Source organism: Microbacterium sp. 10L49 (assembly GCF_056395125.1).
On record NZ_JBFTIW010000004.1, the window covers coordinates 639,951 to 659,292 of the forward strand.

The 19,342-nt window shown below is 71.1% G+C and carries 17 protein-coding genes; 10 read left to right on the forward strand and 7 right to left on the reverse strand.

Features of this window, described 5'->3' with window-relative positions:
- Positions 1 to 122 precede the first annotated feature (122 nt).
- Positions 123 to 707, reverse strand: coding sequence for a TetR/AcrR family transcriptional regulator (locus AC1DCT_RS15950; RefSeq protein WP_477430315.1), 585 nt, complete (start codon positions 705 to 707; stop codon positions 123 to 125).
- A gap of 153 nt (positions 708 to 860) precedes the next feature.
- Between AC1DCT_RS15950 and AC1DCT_RS15955 the strand changes: the two genes are divergently transcribed.
- From AC1DCT_RS15955 to murQ, 3 genes are all read left to right on the forward strand, one after another.
- Complete coding sequence (locus AC1DCT_RS15955) at positions 861 to 1,547, forward strand: hypothetical protein (protein WP_441977284.1); 687 nt, start codon at positions 861 to 863, stop codon at positions 1,545 to 1,547.
- Positions 1,548 to 1,611: 64 nt separating this feature from the next.
- Positions 1,612 to 2,505, forward strand: coding sequence for an N-acetylglucosamine kinase (locus AC1DCT_RS15960; RefSeq protein ID WP_477430316.1), 894 nt, complete (start codon positions 1,612 to 1,614; stop codon positions 2,503 to 2,505).
- Entirely contained in the window at positions 2,495 to 3,475 is a 981-nt protein-coding gene (gene murQ, locus AC1DCT_RS15965; protein WP_441977282.1) for an N-acetylmuramic acid 6-phosphate etherase, read from the forward strand. Before AC1DCT_RS15960 ends, murQ begins: the two co-directional genes overlap by 11 nt.
- Positions 3,476 to 3,604: 129 nt before the next feature.
- Here the strand turns inward: murQ and AC1DCT_RS15970 are convergent, their stop codons facing one another.
- The 6 genes from AC1DCT_RS15970 to AC1DCT_RS15995 are packed head-to-tail and all read right to left on the reverse strand — an operon-like array spanning position 3,605 to position 9,686.
- Entirely contained in the window at positions 3,605 to 4,816 is a 1,212-nt protein-coding gene (locus tag AC1DCT_RS15970; RefSeq protein ID WP_441977281.1) for a multidrug effflux MFS transporter, read from the reverse strand.
- Positions 4,813 to 5,829 (reverse strand): alpha/beta hydrolase, encoded by a 1,017-nt coding sequence (locus AC1DCT_RS15975; protein WP_477430317.1) that lies wholly within the window; start codon positions 5,827 to 5,829, stop codon positions 4,813 to 4,815. Before AC1DCT_RS15975 ends, AC1DCT_RS15970 begins: the two co-directional genes overlap by 4 nt.
- Positions 5,826 to 6,818, reverse strand: a complete 993-nt coding sequence (locus AC1DCT_RS15980) for an alpha/beta hydrolase (protein ID WP_441977279.1) — start codon at positions 6,816 to 6,818, stop codon at positions 5,826 to 5,828. Before AC1DCT_RS15980 ends, AC1DCT_RS15975 begins: the two co-directional genes overlap by 4 nt.
- Positions 6,819 to 6,849: 31 nt before the next feature.
- Complete coding sequence (locus tag AC1DCT_RS15985) at positions 6,850 to 7,809, reverse strand: aldo/keto reductase (protein ID WP_441977278.1); 960 nt, start codon at positions 7,807 to 7,809, stop codon at positions 6,850 to 6,852.
- Positions 7,810 to 7,817: 8 nt separating this feature from the next.
- Complete coding sequence (locus tag AC1DCT_RS15990; RefSeq protein ID WP_477430318.1) at positions 7,818 to 8,918, reverse strand: zinc-binding dehydrogenase; 1,101 nt, start codon at positions 8,916 to 8,918, stop codon at positions 7,818 to 7,820.
- Between the two features lie 48 nt (positions 8,919 to 8,966).
- Positions 8,967 to 9,686 (reverse strand): SDR family NAD(P)-dependent oxidoreductase, encoded by a 720-nt coding sequence (locus AC1DCT_RS15995; RefSeq protein WP_441977276.1) that lies wholly within the window; start codon positions 9,684 to 9,686, stop codon positions 8,967 to 8,969.
- Between the two features lie 134 nt (positions 9,687 to 9,820).
- Here AC1DCT_RS15995 and AC1DCT_RS16000 point away from each other — a divergent pair, with 134 nt between their 5' ends.
- From AC1DCT_RS16000 to AC1DCT_RS16030, 7 genes are all read left to right on the forward strand, one after another.
- Entirely contained in the window at positions 9,821 to 10,777 is a 957-nt protein-coding gene (locus tag AC1DCT_RS16000; RefSeq protein WP_477430319.1) for an aldo/keto reductase, read from the forward strand.
- 65 nt (positions 10,778 to 10,842) lie between these two features.
- Entirely contained in the window at positions 10,843 to 13,170 is a 2,328-nt protein-coding gene (locus AC1DCT_RS16005; RefSeq protein WP_441977274.1) for an arylsulfatase, read from the forward strand.
- Positions 13,171 to 13,407: 237 nt separating this feature from the next.
- The gene (locus AC1DCT_RS16010) at positions 13,408 to 14,946 is read left to right on the forward strand and encodes an ABC transporter substrate-binding protein (RefSeq protein ID WP_441977273.1); all 1,539 of its coding nucleotides are present in this window, start codon (positions 13,408 to 13,410) and stop codon (positions 14,944 to 14,946) included.
- Between the two features lie 65 nt (positions 14,947 to 15,011).
- Positions 15,012 to 15,953: an ABC transporter permease gene (locus AC1DCT_RS16015; RefSeq protein WP_441977272.1), complete on the forward strand. Its 942-nt coding sequence runs from the start codon at positions 15,012 to 15,014 to the stop codon at positions 15,951 to 15,953.
- Positions 15,950 to 17,812: a dipeptide/oligopeptide/nickel ABC transporter permease/ATP-binding protein gene (locus AC1DCT_RS16020; RefSeq protein WP_477430320.1), complete on the forward strand. Its 1,863-nt coding sequence runs from the start codon at positions 15,950 to 15,952 to the stop codon at positions 17,810 to 17,812. Before AC1DCT_RS16015 ends, AC1DCT_RS16020 begins: the two co-directional genes overlap by 4 nt.
- Complete coding sequence (locus AC1DCT_RS16025; RefSeq protein ID WP_441977270.1) at positions 17,809 to 18,642, forward strand: ATP-binding cassette domain-containing protein; 834 nt, start codon at positions 17,809 to 17,811, stop codon at positions 18,640 to 18,642. The genes AC1DCT_RS16020 and AC1DCT_RS16025 overlap by 4 nt, the downstream gene beginning before the upstream one ends.
- A gap of 68 nt (positions 18,643 to 18,710) precedes the next feature.
- Positions 18,711 to 19,298 (forward strand): TetR/AcrR family transcriptional regulator, encoded by a 588-nt coding sequence (locus tag AC1DCT_RS16030; protein ID WP_440733394.1) that lies wholly within the window; start codon positions 18,711 to 18,713, stop codon positions 19,296 to 19,298.
- The last annotated feature ends 44 nt before the right edge of the window (positions 19,299 to 19,342 follow it).

Sequence of the window (19,342 nt, forward strand, 5' to 3'; positions counted from 1 at the left end):
CGGGGTGCAGCGTGTGACGATCGGCACAGCGTGTGGCGATCAGCACACGGATCGGCGCCATTCCTGTGCTGATCGTCACGGAGTGTGCCGATCGTGACACGGCGTGGGCCGGCTGTGGTCCCTCAGGCGCGCCAGGGGTGCAGGATCGCCGCGAGCACGCGCAGGTGCGTGGCAGCGTCCGCCGGCTCGGCGACCTCGACGATCTGCTGCCCGTACGTGATCGCGCGCAGGAGTGCCAGTATGTCGTCGAGTGGCGTGTCCGCCCGCAGTTCGCCGTCGGCGACGGCCTGTTCGAGTGCTTCGGAGGTCTTCGTGCGCCAGAGCGGGATCGTCGGAGCGGACGCCTCGGCGGTGGGCGCGATCGAGGCGAGGCGCCCCCAGAACCCCACGACGACGTGCGCTTCGGTGCGCGTGGTGGCGTCGACCGGCAGAACCTCGCGCATGATCGCCTCCAGGCGTGCGAGCCCGCGCAGGCCTTCGGTCGCCGTGCGGATCCGCTCCTCGGTACGGCGGGTGACTTCGGCCGCTGCGGCGCGGATCACGTCGTCGAAGCCGTCGAAGTAGTGCCACAGGGACCCGACGGCGACGCCCAGCTCGCGCGCCACGGCCCGCGAGTTCACCCCGTCGTGGCCGTCACGGGCGGCGACGGCCAGCAGCGCCGCGGCGATGTCGCGCCGGCGCGCGTCGTGATCGACGACTCTGGGCATGCATCCATCCTGGCGCAGATTCCGCGATGGTCGTCCGCGCATCCGGGTGGCGCCGCGGATGGATCCGGTCTGGCCAGTCACCGATCGGTCGTCGAGATCCGGATGCCTCCCGGGGGTATTGTTTTTGAGCGTTCGATCAATAACACTGTTCGGATGCTCCACATGGCAGCGACGGTGCTGATGATCGGATCCGCGATCGCCGCGGCGGCGTGCTGCCTCGGTGCCGGACGCGTCGTGCCCAGCGCGGTGCCATGGCAGGCGCGGCAGAGCGCCGTGGTGATGGCCCTCGGCATGGTCGCCTTGTGTGCGGGCGGCCACGACGCCCGCATCCTGCTGCTGGTCGCGGTCTCGGGGATCGTCTCCGCGATGCTGGGCGTGGCGGGAACGCGCGGGCGGACGCACGCCGACGCCTGCTTCCACCGCGCGCTCGGCGGCGTGGTGATGGCGGTGTGCGCTCTGGCGATGCTGCGTACCGAGGTCGTCACGGGCGCGAATCCGGGCTCGACCGGCGGCGTCGCCGCGGCGGCGGCCGCGGGTCCTGGGCATGCCGGTCACGGCGGGATCGTGCCGCTGTCCGTGGTGGCGGCGACCGGAGTCACCGTGCTGCTCGGGCTCATGCTCTTCGCGCGGGTGCGGCACCGTACGGTTCTGGGCCGTGCCGCAGCGGTCGGTGCTCGCGCGACAGCGAGCGTCGTGGCTGTCGCCGCCGGTGGCGCGTCTTCCGGTCGCGGGGTGACGCGGGGGAGCGGGGTGCTCAACGGGCGGATCCTGCTCGAGGCGGAGGGCGCGGCGATGGCGGTGTCCATGGTCGTGATGGGCGCGATGGTGCTCGTGATCTGAGGTGCATGCGGCGCCTCGCAGCCCGGCTTCCCGCATATCGTTCGGATCCCGTACATTCTGATGCATGACCTTCTCCGGCACGGCTGCGATCGACCTGGGTAAATCGCTGTGCCGCGCTCGGCTGACGAACGACGGGGACGGGATGCGCCGCGAGGGCGGGGGCGCGCCGGGACTGGCGGCCCGCGACGGTGTGGCGCTGGCTCTGGCCTCGATCCTGCCGCTGCTGGCCGACCTCCGTCCGCAGCGGATCGGCGTGGGTGCGGCGGGAGCGCTATACGCACCGACGGAGGCCGGCGCGCTCGCCCGCGCGATCGCCGACGACCGTGGTGCGCCCGTCGCCGTCACCTCTGACGTGGTCACGGCGCACGTCGGCGCTCTCGGCGGCGAGGCGGGCGTGCTGCTCATCGCCGGCACCGGCGCGGTCGCGCTGGGCGTCACCGCCGACGCGTATCGCAGCGTGGATGGCTGGGGGCCGGACCTGGGCGACTTCGGCAGCGGGTCCTGGCTCGGACGCGAGGGCGTGCGAGCGGTGCTCCGCGCCAGGGACGGGCTGGGGCCGGAGACGGTGCTGACAGACGTGCTGACCCTGCTCATGGGCGAGGAGACGTCGCCCATCGCGTGGCTGGGAGGCGCCGCGGCGCCGGCCCGGTTGCTGGCGACCTTCGCACCCGCCGTGCTCGACGCCGCCGACCAGGGCGACGCAGCCGCGCGCACGATCCGCGACGAGGCCGCCCGGTTGCTCGCCGAGACCGCGCTCGCCGCGTCCGGTGGATCCTCCCTGGTGGCCCTGCACGGTGGCCTGACCTCGCACGACGGATTCCGCGCTGCAGTCTCATCCGCACTCGAGACCCGCGGGCTCGAAGCCGCCCCCGCCCGCGGCGATGCCCTCGACGGCGCCGCCATGATCGCCGAGGGGCGCGCCCCTCTCCACGAAAGGTTCGTGCACCGTGCCGAATGAGAGCCTGCCCGACGAAGCCCTGCCGACCGATGCCGCGGCGACCGACGATGCCCGACTCGCGGCGCTGATCGGGGAGCTGTCGCACCTGTCCACCGAGCAGGCCGACACCTCTCGCGGCGATCTCGATCTGCTGTCGACGCTCGACCTCGTGCGGGCGATGAACGCCGAGGACCGGCGGGTGCCGGAGGCGATCGCCGCCCAGGCCGATCGGATCGTCGAGGCCGTCGACGGCATCACGGAGCGCTTCCGGCGCGGCGGACGGCTGATCTACATCGGGGCGGGGACTGCGGGGCGCGTCGGGGTGCTCGACGCCTCCGAATGCCCGCCCACGTTCGGCACGGATCCGAACATGGTCGTCGGCATCATCGCCGGCGGCGAGACGGCGATCCGCAACGCCGTGGAGAATGCGGAGGACGATGACGCCGCTGCCGCGGAGTCGTTGCGCGCCCTCGGACTGGGCGAGAACGACACCGTCGTCGGGATCTCGGCCTCGGGGCGCACGCCCTACGTGCTCGGCGGACTCAGCTATGCGCGCGAGGTGGGCGCCTTCACCGTCGCGATCGCTGCGAACGCCGGATCCGCCATCGGCGCTGCCGCCGACGTGCCGATCGAAGTCGTCGTCGGCCCCGAGTTCGTGACGGGGTCGACCCGTCTCAAGGCCGGTACGTCGCAGAAGCTCGTGGTGAACATGCTCACTACGCTGTCGATGATCCGCCTCGGCAAGACCTATCGCGGCGTCATGGTCGATCTGCAGGCCACGAACGAGAAGCTGCGGGCCCGGTCGGTGCGAACCCTCATCCAGCTCAGCGGCGCGGCGCAGGACGATGCAGTGCGCGCACTTTCGGAGGCGGGCGGATCCGTCAAGCTCGCCCTGCTGATGCTCTTCACCGGCACGTCCGCAGAGGTCGCCGCCCCTGCGCTCGCCGCGTCGGGCGGCGTGCTGCGCGATGCGATCGCCGCGCTGAGCTGAGCTGAGCTGAGCTTCGGCATTCAGGTCGCAGTTTCTGCGCCAAAACGGGCGTCCAAAGGACCAAAAGTGCGACCTGAACACCCTCGACGGGACGCTGGGGACGCGCAACGGTCGCGAGAGCAAGCGATCTCAGCTCGACCGTCGTGCCGCCGGGCGCACGGCGAACCACGCGATCAACGCCGCCACGAATGCAGCGGCAGCCATCGTGACGCCCATCGTCATCGCGTTCGCACCGCCGATGCCGACGGCGAGCGGTGACAGCAGCGGCCCGACCAGGAACGTCGACATGCCGAGCAGGGCGGAGGCCGTGCCGGCGCGGGCTCCGTGATGCGCGAGCGCGAGGGCCGACGAGTTCGGACCTCCCAGACCCGCACAGAGCATGAATCCGACGAGCGCCGCGGCGAATCCCCAGACACCTGCACCGAGCAGGGCGAGCGTCGCGAGGACGACGGTGGCGATCGCCGTCGCGGTGACGCCCAGCAGGTAGACGCGCAGCGGGCCGGTGCGGCGCACGATCAGCCGGCTCGCCTGGCTGCCCGCGATGTTCGCGAGTGCGCCGAGTGCGAAGGCGAGGCTGAACCCTTGCGGATCCAGCCCGAACTCATCCTGCAGCACGAACGAGGTCATCGACAGGTAGGTGAAGAACGCCACACCGCCGCCGGCCCCCGCGCACAGCACCGCGAGGAACAGGCGATCCCGCAGGACGGCGCCGGTGTGCGCGCCGAGCTCTCGAACACCGCCCGCGTGACGATCGGAGGGTTCGAGCGTCTCGGGCAGCGCGAGGAGCACGACCAGCAGGAGGGCGACGCCGATCCCTGCGAGCACGCCGAAGATCCCGCGCCAGTCCATGATCCGTGCCAGCTGGCCGCCGACGACGGGCGCGACCACCGGGGCGGCCCCGGAGACGAGGAACAGCAGCGACAGCATGCGGCTGAGCTCTGCGCCCGCGAATTGGTCGCGGGCGATGGCGAGGCAGATCACGATGCCGGCGGATCCGGCGAGTCCCTGCAGGAAGCGAGCGATCAGGAGCACTTCGATCCCCGGAGCGACCGCGCACACGAGCGACAGCACCGCGAAGGCCGAGACGCCCACCAGGAGCGGACGGCGCCGGCCGAAGCGGTCGCTGAGCGGCCCTGCAGCGAGCTGGCCGAGTCCGAGACCCACCATGCACGCCGACATCGTGGCCTGCGCCAGCGCGTCGCTCGTGCCGAGTGCTGTGGCGAGCTGCGGCAGCTGCGGCAGGTACAGGTCCATCGACAGCGGGCCGAACGCCTCCAGCAGGCCGAGCACGAGCATCGCGCGCAGCGTGCTCATGCGGGGGCGGGCGAGCACCCCGCTCATCCGTCGAGCCGCAGCACGCGGCGCAGCCAGCTCTCGCGTGCCGCGTTCGCGGCGACCGACACCACGGCGTCGGGGGAGAAGCCGTGGAACCCGTGATAGCCGCCGGCCCAGACGTGCAGTTCGGCCTGCCCGCCGGTGGCCCAGATCCGGGAGGCGTAGTCGACGGCCTCATCGCGGAACGTCTCGGCCGCCCCGACCTCGATGTACGCCGGGGGGAGGCTTGCGAGATCGGTCGCGCGGGCCGGCGCCGTGTACGGCGACACCAGGTCGGTGAACCGGTCCTCGCCGGCGATCGCGGTCCAGGCGGTGTCGTTGTTGTTGCGGTCCCAGGCGCCGATGCCGTCGTACTGCCGAGCGGACACGGTCTCGTTGCGGTCGTCGAGCATGGGGCAGCCCAGCAGCTGGCCGGCGAGCCGCGGGCCGTTGCGGTCGCGGGCGAGAAGGGCCACCGCGGCGGAGAGGCCCCCGCCGGCGCTCTGCCCGGACGCGATGATGCGCGCCGAGTCGATCCCGAGCTCGCCGGCGTGCGCGGCCATCCACTCCAGCGCCGCGTAGCAGTCCTCCGCCTGTGCCGGACCGGGATGCTCCGGGGCGAGGCGGTACTCGACCGCGACGCCCACGACGCCGTGCCGCTCGGCGAGGTCGATGAGCTCGGGCGTGCCGAAGAACCGAGTGCCGAGCACCATGCCGCCGCCGTGGATGGACAGCACGGCGGGGGCCGGGTCCGCCGCGGGGGCCGCGGGGGCCGCGGGGCGCACGATCGTGATCTCGACGTCGGGGGCGCCCGCAGGCCCGGGGATCGACCGGTCCTCGAAGGTCACGGCCCTGCCCTCGGCCTGCACCGCGATCGGCGGGATGATCGTCGCGAAGTGCGCGCGGTTGGCGAGGATCGTGTCGGCGCGCAGCGGGATGATCTCGACGAGGTCGAGGAACGCCGCGAGCCCGTCGACGAGCTCGGGGTCGTAGGGCACGGGGGCGACGGATCCGATCGCGGTCTCGCTCGCGGCCATCATGCGCCCCAGATCCGGCGCAGCCAGCTGGCCCGCGCGGCCAGCGCCGCCCGGGAGATCTCGGCATCGGGCATGTACATGTCGAAGCCGTGCGCGCCGCCGCCCCAGACGTGCAGCTCGGCCTGTCCGCCCGTGGCCCAGATCCGCAGTGCGTACTGGGTGTCCTCGTCGCGGAACATCTCCGCTTCGCCGACCTCGATGAACGCCGGGGCGAGGTGCGAGACGTCGGCGGCGTGGGTCGGCGCCGCGTAGCCGGAGGCCTCGGGACTGAACGCCAGGTCCTCGCCGAGCAGGCACGACCAGGCGAGCAAGTTCGCCTCGCGCTGCCAGGTGCCGATGCCGTCGTACTGCAGGCTCGACACGGTCGTGTTCGTGTTGTCGAGCATCGGGCACAACAGGAGCTGCCCGGCCAGTGCGGGTCCCTGCCGGTCGCGGGCGAGCAGGGCGACGCCGGCGGCGAGGCAGCCGCCCGCGCTGCCGCCGCCGACGATGATCCGGTCGGCGTCGACGCCGAGCTCCGCGGCGTGGGCGTGCAGCCAGAGCAGCGCGGCGTAGCAGTCCTCGAGCCCGGCCGGGGAGGGGTGCTCCGGTGCGAGCCTGTACTCGACGTTGACCGCGACCGCGCCGTGCTCCGCCACGATGTCGACCACGCGGCCGCTCTCCCAGCTGCGGTGTCCGACGATCTGGCCGCCGCCGTGGATGTTGACGAACCCGGGGCGGAGCGATCCGGCCGCGCCACGAGGCCGGAAGATCGTGATCTCGATGTCGGGCGCCCCGGCAGGACCCGGGATCACGCGGTCCTCCCAGTCGATCGGACGCCCGGCGATCACCGTGTCGTTGTCGGGGAACATCGCGTCTGTGCCCTCGCGGGGCAGGGTCTCGCGGGTGAGGGCGGGCGGCGGGTTCAGCGCGATCGCGTCGAGCACGATCTGCACCTCAGGGTCGAACGGGACCGGGGGCACGGTCGGATAGCCGGCGGCGGTGACGGTCATGCGGTGCTGCCTTTCGGTGGATACGGGAAGTTCAGGGACCTTCGGGATCGACGACGTCGCGGTCGGCCCAGAAGGGTTCGACGAGGCGGCGCAGCTCGGCCGATCCGACTCGGTCGACGAGCGCCGCCGCATCGAGGTTCGCGCGCAGCTGCGCGATGCTCGAGGCCCCGAACAAGGTCGTGGTGAGCGCAGGGTGCGTGAGCGTGAAGGCGATGCCGAGCTGCGCCGGCGTCACCTCGAGCGACTCCGCGAGCGTCGTGAACGCCGGGACGTCGTCGACGATGCGCTGCCGGATGCCGCCCGGATCCCGGCCGATCTGCCGCTCGCCGTTCACCTTGCCGGCGAGCACTCCGCCCTCCAGGCAATCCGAGGCCTGCAGGGTCAGCCCCTGCTCCCAGAGCCGCGCGAACGGCTCGCCATCGGGAATGGACCGGCGCGAGACGCTGTACTTCAGCTGAGCGATCTGCGGACCTGCGACTCCCTCCGCGGCGGCGATGTCGATCAGCGCGTGGATGGATCCGGCCGACCAGTTGTTCACGCCCCAGGCGCGGATCAGCCCGCGATCCGCGAGGCCGGCGAGATCGAGCACGAGGTCGCGCAGTTCCAGGTCCTCCCGGCGCAGGTCGCCGAGGATCACCAGATCCGCGTGCTCCGCGCCGACGCGGAACAGGGCGTTCTCGAGCTGCGGGCGGAAGCCGTCCGCGCCGAACGCCTCGAGCCACAGCTTCGACGACAGCAGCCACTCGTCGCGGCGGAGGCCCGCCGCGCGGACCATCGCGCTGAAGATAACGTCGGTGAAGGCGGGCGGCATACCGGGCCCGGTGTAGACGCCGACGTCGAAGAGGTTCACGCCGCGGTCGACGGCCTCGCGGAGCATGGCTGTGGCGTCGCCGAAGTCCATGCGGTCATAGGTGTGCCAGGACCCCAGCGAGAACAGCGAGGCGTGGATGCCGCTGGTGCCGATCTCGCGGCGGGGAAGTGTCGTGGTCATTGTGGTCCTCACAGCCGGGGGTCGATGACGGCCTTGACCTCATCGAGGTGGTGCATGTTCGCGATCTTCTCGGAGGCCTGGGCGAGTCCGACGGGGGTGCTGAACAGCTCGTCCCACGGGTAGCGGTCGGCGAAGGCCTGGAAGAAGTCGATCGAGCGGGCGTAGTCGGCGATGTCGCCGTTGAGCGAGCCGACCATGGTCAGTTCCTTGCCCATGAGCGTGCTGACCGGGAAGGCGTCCCCGACGGGGCCGGTGGATCCGACGATCACGACGGTGCCGCGCTGCGCGGCCATGCCGACGGCGTCCGGCCCCACACTCGGGGCGCCGGCGAAGTCGAACACGTGGTCGGCGCCGCGTCCGTCGGTGAGCTCCATGACCTGGGCGACGACGGGGCCGTCGCGGAAGTCCACGACCGCATCCGCGCCGAACCGCGCCGCGAGTTCGAGCCGCGCAGCCGGTGCGCCGACGGTGATGACACGCCCGGCGCCCGAGATCTTCGCCACGGCGGTCGCGAAGATGCCGAGTGCGCCGGCGCCCTGCACGACGACCGTGGAGCCGGGCCGGATCCTCCCACCGCGTTCGAACGCGCGCAGCACGGTCTTCGCCGCGCAGCCGGCCATCGAGGCCCAGGTGTCCTTGACCGCGTCCGGCAGCAGCAGCTTCGCCGCCCCCGGCGTGACGTAGGCGTACTCGGACAGGCCGGCGGTGGCGAACGGCGGCACGTCGGAGCGCTGCAGGAAACCGTAGCCGCGCCGGGAGCAGTGCACGGGCTCGCGCAGCACGACGCAGCCGTAGCACTCGCCGCAGGTCGACTCGGACCACCCGATCCGGTCGCCGATGTGCAGCGACCGGCCGAGCGCGTCGACGGTGCCGTTGCCGAGGGCGACGATCTCGCCGACCATCTCGTGGCCGAGTACCATCGGCAGCATGCCGGGGAAGGTCATCCTGCCCTCCCAGATCTCGATGTCGGTGCCGCACAGGGTCGACACCGCGATCCGCACCAGCGCGGCGCCGGGCGCGACCTCGGCCGGGAGCGGCAGATCCTGCAGGGTGAGGGGCTGACCGTGCTCCGTGAGCACGGCCGCGCGGGTGGTGGTGGGGATGGTCATGCGGATCCTTCCGGGATCAGGCGCTTCGACAGGCTCAGCGACCATGTTTCAGACGAGCAGCTGGCCGCCGTCGACGGGGACGGAGACGCCGGTGATGTGACTCGCGGCGTCGCCCGCGAGGAAGACGACGAGCGGCGCGACCTGCTCGACCTCGGCGATCGTGCCGAGCGGGATCCGCGCCTCCCAGGCGGCGCGCGCCTCGGGGTCGGTGGCGAAGCCGGCGGTGAGCGGGGTGAGGATCGGTCCGGGTGCGACGGCGTTCACGCGGATGCGGCGTCCCGCGAGCTCGATCGCGGCGGTGCGGGTCATAGCGTCGACGGCGGCCTTGGTCATCTCGTAGTGCCCCATGCCGGGCGTGGGCTGGCGCCCGCCGATCGACGAGGTGTTCACGATCGCGCCGCCGTCGGGCAGGCGCGGGGCGAACTCGCGGAGCATGAGGAACGTGCCGCGGATGTTCACGGCCACGGCGGCGTCGAAGACCTCGAGCGGGACCTGCTGCTGGGTGCCGCCGCCGAGCACGACGCCGGCGTTGTTGACGAGCACGTCGATGGTGCCGAGTGACTCTCCCGCCGCGGCGACCGAGGCGGGATCGGAGATGTCGAGCGCGAGTGCGGTGGCGTCGAGCTCCGCAGCCACCGCGGCCGCGGCGTCGGCGTTCACATCGCCGATGATCACCTCGTCTCCGGCCTCGCGGAAGGCGGCGGCGATGCCGCGGCCGAGCCCGGAGGCTCCTCCGGTGACGAGAATGCGGCGGGGGGAGATGGTCATCTCACGTCCTCTCTGACGGGGCATCTCCGTTATATTCTACAAGCATAGAAAAACGCAACCCGGGATCCCCCTGGTCGTTGAGCGAGGACGGCGAAGCCGCCCGAGACGAAACGCCCTCAGAGCAAGGAGTACTCATGTCAGCGTCGACACTTCCGCACCGCGCCCTCGGCGGGCTCACCGTCCCACCGCTCGCGCTGGGATCCTGGAACACCTGGGATCGGATGGATCCCGACGCTGCCGTCACGATGATTCGCCGTGCCGTCGAGCTCGATGCCGGCTTCTTCGACGTCGCGTACTACAACATGGGGCCGCACGCCGAGAACTCGCGCACCGACATCCTCTTCGGGGAGGCCCTGCGGGCGAGCGGCGTCGCGCGGGACGAGATCGTGCTGTGCGGCAAGCTGTGGCTCTGGGACTGGCCGAACCAGTCCTTCCGCGCCCAGCTCGTCGAGAGTCTGGAGCGCGCGGGACTCGACCGCTTCGACACGCTCGTCGTCGGCGACTACCTCGACGAGCCCGATGTAGCGCGGATTGTGACCGACGTGAACGAGCTCATCGCCGAGGGGCTCGTGGGCGGCTGGGGGATCAACAACTGGCGGATCGGGCACACGCGGACCGCGCTGGCCGCGGCGGCCGACACGGGTCTCGTCGGGCCCTCGTTCGCCCAGCTCAAGTACGGAATCGCCCGGCGCGCCATGGCGGAGGGCGCCGCGTACGGCCCCCTCTTCGCGGACGGGACGCTCGCGTTGCAGGCCTCGGACGTGTTCGAGGGCGGGATCCTCGCGACCGGCCGCGCGCCCCAGCGCAAGATCGGCGCCGACGTCGGCGGCATCCGCGAGCGTATCCTCGCCCTGTACCCGGAGGTCGCCCGCATCGCCGACGACTTCGGGGTGACGCCCGCGGCACTCGGCATCGCGTTCTGCCTCACCCATCCGGCGGCGGCGAACGTGCTGTTCGGCGCCTCACGGATCGGGCAGCTCGAGCAGAACCACGCCGCCCTCGCCCTGGTCGCCGAGCGCGGGGCCGAGGTGCGCGAGGCGCTTGCCGGGCTGCAGGCCGACGTCGACGTGCGCGACGACGGAGCATGGTGAACCCGGTGGCGGGCTCCGCCCACCACCGGGACGAGAACGGGACCGAGGGGCGAGGAGCACGCAGCATGGATGTTCAGGATGAGACGGCGTCGTCCTCCGCCTACCGCGGGTTCGGGGGACGCGTGGGGGAGTTCACGTCGGAGTCGGAGCCGTGGTGGCCGCCGCAGCCGAGCGCGGCACCGGGGGCGCCGAATGTGATCGTGGTCCTCATCGACGATCTCGGCTTCAGCGACCTGGGACCGTTCGGCGGCGAGATCGACACCCCGCACATCGATCGGCTGGCCGAGGAAGGATGGACCTTCACGAACTACCGCACCGCGCCGCTGTGCTCACCCGCACGCGCCGCCCTGCTGACCGGGCTGAACCCGCACCGGGCGGGCTTCGGCCTCGTCGCCCACACGGACCCGGGCTATCCGGGGTTCTCGTGCACGCTGCCCGGGGACGCCCCCACCCTCGCCGAGTCGCTGCGGGCCGGCGGGTACGCGACGTTCATGGTCGGCAAGTGGCATCTCACCGTCGACTCCCGGCTGCACGACGGGGCGGACCGGTCGTCGTGGCCGCTGCAGCGCGGCTTCGACCGCTACTTCGGATCGATGGACGGGTTCACCTCGCTGCACCACCCGCATCGACTCGTGCAGGACAACTCCGTCCTGGACGTGCCGGAGTTCCCCGACGGGTACTTCCTCACCGACGACCTCACCGACCGCGCCATCGGGATGATCGACGACCTGCGCGCGAACGACGCGGCCAAACCGTTCTTCCTCTACTTCGCGCATACGGCCGTGCACGGGCCGATCCAGGCCAAGGAGGCCGACATCGCGAAGTACCGCGGCCGCTACGAGGCCGGGTGGAACGCGCTGCGCGACGAGCGGTTCGCCCGGCAGCGCGAACGCGGCATCGTCGCGGGCGACGCGGCGCTGCCGCAGGGTGCACTCGCGGACGAGGCGCGCATCCCGCGCTGGGACGATCTCGACGACGCGGAGCGGGAGCTGTTCGCGCGGTACATGGAGGTCTACGCCGCGGCCGTGGACGAGGTCGACCAGAGCCTGGGCCGGCTGCTCGCGCACCTCGAGGAGCGCGGTGAGCGCGAGAACACCATCGTCGTGGTCGCGAGCGACAACGGCGGCACCGCGGAGGGCGGTCCGCGCGGGACCCGCAGCTACTTCGCCCAGTTCGGGAGGATGGGGCCGGATCCGGAGGGTTGGGTGCCCGACGAGCCGCGCGAGGTCGACCTGATCGGCGGTCCGCGGCTGTTCGCGCACTATCCCGCCGGCTGGGCGCGTGTCTCGAACACGCCGTTCCGCTCGTTCAAGGGATCGCTCTACGAGGGCGGGGTGCACGCCCCGCTCATCCTGTCCTGGCCCGCCGCGCCGGCGCGGATGGCGGCGGGGCTGCGCGACCAGTTCGTCTTCGTGTCGGACCTCGCCCCGACGATCCTCGACCTGACTGGGACTCCGCGGCTGGACCGCCGGCACGGGAAGGAGTCCGTGCCGAGCGACGGCCGCAGCGTCGTCGACCTACTGAGCGACCCGAGGGCGCCGGGGAGACCGGCCCAGTACTTCGAGTGCTTCGGCAGTCGCGCGCTGATCGACGACGGCTGGAAGGCGATCTCCACGACGCCGCCGACTCGGGAGCAGGGCGCGGCCGGCGGGGCCTGGGAGCTCTACCGCCTCGCGGAGGACCCGACCGAGACGCGCGACCTCACGGCGGAGCACGGGGAGCGCGCTGCACTGCTCGCCGAGCGCTGGCGCGAGGAGGCATGGGCGAACGCGGTCTTCCCGCTCGACGACGACGGATCCCTGCACCGGATCCGACCCGCGACCGAGCGTCCGCTGGGTGATCCCGTCACGCTCTCGCCCTACCGGCCTCCGCTCGAGCGCTACCGGTCGGCCGCGCTGACGGTGCTGAGGTCGTTCGACGTGCGCATCGACGTGCGCACCACGGGCGACTCCGCCGGCGTGCTCCTCGCGCACGGCGACCAGGGCGGCGGATACCTCGTCGCGATCGACGACGGCGCGCCGCTCGTGTCCTACAACGCCTACGGGCGCATGCATCGCGCCCGCGGCGCGGCGCTCGCGCCGGGCGCGCACCGCCTGGTGCTGAGGATGGCGGAGCAGGACGATCTGCGCTGGAGCGTCGAGCTCGAGGTCGACGGCGCGGCCGGCCTGCGGATCCCGTCGGTGCCGATGCTGCTCGGAATGGCACCCTTCACGGGGATCAGCGTGGGATACGACTACGGCGGTCCCGTCGATTGGGAGCTGTACGAGAGGCATCGCAGCTACCGGTTCGACGGGCCCGAGCTCGCCGTCCACTACCTGCCCGGCGCGCGTTCGGCCCACGACGTCACGGAGCTGCGCGAGATCGACCGCGAGGTCGCGCGGGTCGCGGACTGAGCGCGAATCGCCTTCGTCCGAGCCGCACGGGCGACAGCTCTGCGCGCTCGGACAAGGGTGATTCGCGCAGGGTCATGGATCCGGTCCGTCCTGTGAGAAGAACCGCTTGCGTTCTTTTTCCACACATGTAGACTAAACGCAACGACACATCGGAGTGACGTCGGTATGGCTCCCCGGAGCGCGGCCGAAGGCCCTTCGAACCCTTCTTCACCTCAACCCGCACCGAGAGAAGGAACCATGAAACGAGTGCCCCTCGCGATCGCCGCGGCCGTGGCCGCGGCCCTCGCCCTCACCAGCTGCTCCGGCGGCGGAGGCACCACGACGCAGACGAGCGACGCCGCCGCTGCCGCGAACGCCCCCGACGACCTCAACATCGGCAACTTCCTGGACGTCACGTCCTGGGATCCGGCCCTGGCCGACATCGGCTTCGACGGGCCGTACCTGTCCGCGGTCTACGACGCCCTGGTCGCCCTCGACAAGGACGGCAAGCCGGTTCCCGCCCTCGCGGAGAAGTGGGAGGTGGCCTCCGACGACCTCAGCATCACCCTGACCCTGCACAAGGGCGGGACCTTCAGCGACGGCACCCCGGTCGACGCCGACGCGGTCGTGAAGAGCCTCGACTACCTCAAGGCGGGCGCCCGTTCCGGCGAGGCCTACACGAACGTGTCGTCCTTCGAGGCGGTGGACGACCACACGGTCAAGATCAACCTCACGCAGCGCGACGACACGATCCTGTACTTCATGGGGCTCGGCCGCAGCTACGTGATGTCGCCCAAGGCCATCGCCGCGGGCACGCTCGGCAAGCAGCCGGTCGGCTCCGGCCCCTACACGCTGGACGGCGCGAAGAGCGTCGCCGGATCCGAGTACCACTTCACGAAGGTCCCCGGCTACTGGGACGCGAAGGCGTACTCCTTCAAGAACCTCGCGATCTTCCCGATCATGGACGCCACGGCGCGCCAGAACGCCATGCTCAGCGGCCAGATCAACGTGCAGTACGGCGACATCACGAACAAGGACGCGGCCCAGCAGCAGGGCTGGAACACGGTCTCGCGGGTCTCCGGCTGGGCCGGTCTCGTCATCACCGATCACACCGGCGCGAAGAACAAGGCGCTCGGCGACCTCAAGGTCCGTCAGGCGCTGAACTACGCCTTCGACGGCGCCGCGATCCTCAAGGCCGTCGGCAGCGGCGCCGGCGCCGCGACGAACCAGGTGTTCCCGGAGGGCGGCTCGATCAACGACCCTTCGCTCAACAAGCAGTACGCGTACAACGTGGACAAGGCGAAGCAGCTCCTCACCGAGGCCGGCTACCCGAACGGGTTCGACATCTCGATGCCGATGTCGCCGGTGTTCGAGCAGTGGAAGCCCGCCGCGGACCAGGCGCTGACCGCGATCGGCGTCAAGGTCACCTGGGACAACATGCAGATGCCCGACTACCAGCTGAACGCGCCGAACTACCCGATGTTCATCTCCTTCCTCGCGATGGACGGCAACGAGGTGGCGACGGTGGCCCGGCAGGTCACCTCCAAGCAGTGGTTCAACCCGGCACCCGACTACGCGAGCAACGCGGTCCTCGCGCCGCTCGTGAAGAAGGTCCAGGAGACGAAGGGCGCCGACCAGACGGCGGCGATCAAGGACCTGAACAAGGCCCTGGTCGACCAGGCCTGGTGGTCGGTCTGGTACCAGGCGGACAACACCTACTACTCGGTGTCCGGCATCAAGGTCCAGCCCGTCATCGGCATGATGTTCCCGACGCTGCGCTACATCACCAAGGGCTGACGCCCCGGGGGCCCGACCCGTCGTAGGTCGGGCCCCCGTTCCTCCTCACCCCCCGAGAGGTCCTCATGCTCCTGTTCACCGCGAAGCGGCTGCTGTCCGGCATCGTGCTGCTCGTGGTCGTCTCCGTCGCGACGTTCTTCCTCGCGCACCTGGCGATCAAGGATCCGACCGCTGCGCTTTTGGGCACCACCGCGAGCCCCGCGCAGCAGGCCGCGCTGGCGACGAAGATCGGCATCGACCGTCCGCTGCTGGTGCAGTTCTGGGACTGGTTCTCGCACCTCGTCACCGGCGACTTCGGATCCTCCTGGCGCAACTTCCAGCCCGTGGGCGCCCAACTCGCCATCAAGGTCCCGGTGACCCTCTCCGTCGTCACCTTCGCGACGCTCATCACGGCGGTGCTCGGCATCGCCTTCGGGATGATCACGGGTCTGCGCCCCGGGACCTGGTTCGACCGGATCCTCAAGGGCATCTCGGTCGTGCTGTTCGCGCTGCCCGGCTTCTGGGTCAGCCTGGTCCTCGTCCTGTGGTTCGCGGTGCAGCTGAAGTGGTTCCCTGCGGTCGGCTACGTGCAGCCGTCGCAGTCCGTCGACGGATGGATCCGCTCGCTCACGCTCCCCGCGATCTCGCTCGCGCTCGGCGGCGTGGTCGCCGTCTCGGAGCAGCTGCGCAACGCCGTGATCGCGCAGAGCCGTCAGGACTGGGTGCGCACCCTGCGCAGTCGCGGTCTGTCGCCGGCCAGGGTGAACCTGCACATCCTCCGCAACGCCTCACCGGCTGCGCTCACCGTCATCGCCCTCATGTTCGTCGGCCTGCTCAGCGGCGCCATCGTGGTGGAGCAGATCTTCAGCCTCCCCGGCATCGGGCAGCTGACCAATCAGTCCTCGCAGAACGGCGACATCCCGATGCTCCTCGGCATCACCGTGGTGTCGATCGTCTTCGTCGTGATCATCAACCTCCTGCTCGACCTCGTGCTCGGCTGGATCAACCCGAAGGTGCGCGTCGCATGACCACCACCGACATCCGCGTCGCGTTCGATCGCGCCAGGCAGCGGCGTCGCTCGAGCCTGTTCCGCCGGTTCCTCCGTCACCCCGGCGGGTACATCCCGCTCGCGATCTTCGTCCTCATCGTGCTCGTGGGCGTCTTCGCCCCGCTGCTCGCGCCGATGGATCCGAACTTCGTCGACCTCGCCGCCGCCAAGGCCCCGCCGTCTGCCACGCACCTGCTGGGCGCCGACTCGACCGGCCGTGACATCCTCAGCCGGCTCATCTACGGCACCCGGATCACGATCTGGGGTGCGCTCATCACGATCGTCACCGCCGTCGTGATCGGAGTGCCGACCGGCGTCGCCGCCGGCTACTTCCGCGGTCCGTTCGACCGGGTCGCGATGTGGGTGAGTGACGCGCTGCAGTCCATCCCCGGCATGATCATCCTGCTCGTCGTCGCCGCGGGCAGCCGCAACAACTTCGAGCTGCTCATGGTCACGGTCGGCGTGTTCATGGTGCCGGGATACTTCCGCATCGCGCGATCACAGACCCTCAGCGTGCGCGAGGAGCCGTACATCGACGCGGCGCGCGTGTCCGGTCTGTCCGATGCCCGCATCATCTCCCGGCACGTCGTCACCGCCGTCTACCCGCCCGTCATCATCCAGACGGCGCTCACCGCCGGCATGGCGATGGGCATGCAGGCCGGGTTGCAGTTCCTCGGCATCGGAGACTCGAACGTGCCCAGCTGGGGCGCGATGATGCTCGAGGGCTTCCGCCTCATGCTCACCTATCCGCTCATGCTGCTGTGGCCCTCGGTCGCGCTCGGCCTGACGATCGCGGTGCTCGCGATCATGGGTTCCACCCTCGCCGAACTGGCCCAGGTGCGCACCCCGCGGCTGCGCCGCCGCCGCGCTACGGCGATGGACGCCGCGGCCGCCGCCACTCCCGCGACGGGTACCGTGCGGCACGCGGTGGAGGGATCCGCACTGCGCGTGGAGAACCTGCGGGTGAGCCATGCCACCCCGAACGGCGTCGTCGAGGTGGTGCACGGTGTCACGCTCGACGTAGCCCCCGGGGAGGTCGTCGGCATCGTCGGCGAGTCCGGATCCGGCAAGTCGCAGACGGTGTTCTCGGTGCTCGACCTGCTGCCCGCGAGCGGCGCGAGCACGGCCGACGCGATCCGCATCGCCGGTGAGGACGTCACGACGGCGACGCCGAAGCAGCGCCAGGCCCTGCTCGGCCGCGAGCTCGGCTATGTGCCGCAGGAGCCGATGAGCAACCTCGACCCGTCGTACACGATCGGCCACCAGCTCGTGGAGCCGCTGCGCCGCGTGCACGGCATGAGCGCCGCTGATGCGAAGGCCAGGGCGCGCGAGGTGCTGCTGCGGGTGGGGCTGGCGGATCCGGACCGGGTCCTGCGCAGCTATCCGCACCAGGTCTCGGGCGGCATGGCGCAGCGCGTGCTCATCGCCGGCGCGATCTCGGGCCGGCCGTCGATCCTCATCGCCGACGAGCCCACCACCGCGCTCGATGTCACCGTGCAGGCCGAGGTGCTCGAACTGCTGCGCGAGCTTCAGCAGGAGTACGGCATGGCGCTGCTGATCGTCACGCACAACTTCGGCGTCGTCGCCGACATCTGCGACCGCGTGATCGTGATGCGCGGCGGCGAGATCGTCGAGCAGGGCGATGTGGATCCGCTGTTCGCGCACCCGCAGCAGCCCTACACGCGGGAGCTCATCGCGGCATCGCTCGACGACGCCCTGGGGCGAGCGGAGCTCGACGCGGCCGGGCGGGCCGAGCCCGACGCTGGCCGGCGCAGCGCGCTCGACGCGTCGGACCCCGCGGCCGGCGCCACGACGGACACGACGGAGGTGCGCGCATGACCGCGCTGCTCGAGGTGCAGGATCTGGTCGTCGAGTACGGCCGTGGCCGGTCGGCGTTCCGCGCGCTGCACGGCGTCTCGATCGACGTCGCGCCCGGGGAGTGCATGGGTCTCGTCGGCGAATCCGGATCCGGCAAGTCCACCCTCGGCAAGGCGATCCTCGGCCTCGCACCCGTGACCGGCGGCAGCATCCGCTTCGACGGCAGGGACATCACGTCCCTCGGTCGCGCGGAACGACGCGCCCTCGCGGCCGACGTGCAGGTGGTGTTCCAAGATCCGTACGGATCCCTGAACCCGGCGATGACCATCGGCGACATCCTGTCCGAGCCGCTGCTGACCAGCGGACTGGGCGGATCCGAGGCGCGGGCGCGCGTACGGGAGATGCTCGACCGGGTGCGCCTGCCCGAGACCGCGATGGACCGCTATCCGAGCGAGTTCTCCGGCGGTCAGCGTCAGCGCATCGCCATCGCCCGGGCTCTGGTGCGCCGGCCGCGACTGATCGTGTGCGACGAGCCGGTCAGCGCGCTCGACCTCACCACGCAGGCGACCATCCTCGACCTGTTCATCGAGCTGCAGCGCGACACCGGTGTCTCCTACCTGTTCGTCTCGCACGACCTCGGCGTCGTGCGCCGGGTGTGCCACCGTGTCGCGGTGATGTACCACGGCGAGATCGTCGAGACCGGAGCGGGGGAGCAGGTCACGCGCTCGCCGCGGCATCCCTATGCCGAGCGCCTGCGCCTGGCGTCGCCGGTCGCCGACCCCGTCAAGCAGAGGACGCGCCGTGCCGAATGGCTGGCGCTGCGCGAGGCCACGGATGCCCCGGTACGGTAGCAGGCAGCGATTCCGCACGTCCGCACCCCGGTGCGCGCCGCCGGCGGACGCCACGTCGGAAGGAACCCATGCCGAAGATCATCGATCACGATCAGCGTCGTCGGGAGATCGTCGAGGTCGCCAAGGGGATCATCCTCAAGGGCGGGTTCGAGGCGGCGACCATGCGCAGCATCGCCGCCGAGGCGGGCTTCGCGAACGGTGCCCTGAAGCACTACTTCCCTGGCAAGGAGAGCATCGTCGCGGCGACGTTCGAGACGATCCTCGCGCAGATCTCCGAGGGTGTGCAGGAGGCCGGATCCGCCCCGGACGGTGCGGAGGCGGCGCTGCGCAGCTTCCTGGAGGCGACGATCCCGCGAGATCCCGAGCAGATCGCCGCCGGACGGGTGCTGCTCGCGCTCTGGGAGTACGCGATGTCGAACGAGCAGCTCGCAGAGCTGTACCGGAGCCATCTGCGCTCCTGGCGCGCATCGCTCGTGGAGCGGATGGAGGCGGCCCGCGACGAGGGCGCGATCCGCGACCAGGACTTCGCGCCCCTGGCGAACGAATACATCTCTTCCGCCGTGGGAGCGACCGTGATCAACCTCATGTACCCCGACGGCGATCGCATCGCCGACTATCAGGCCTACATCGACCAGTTCCTCGCGCGGCTGCGCTGACCCTGCTCCGGGCGGCCTCCACGCGTCATCGAGAGGAGGGCGCC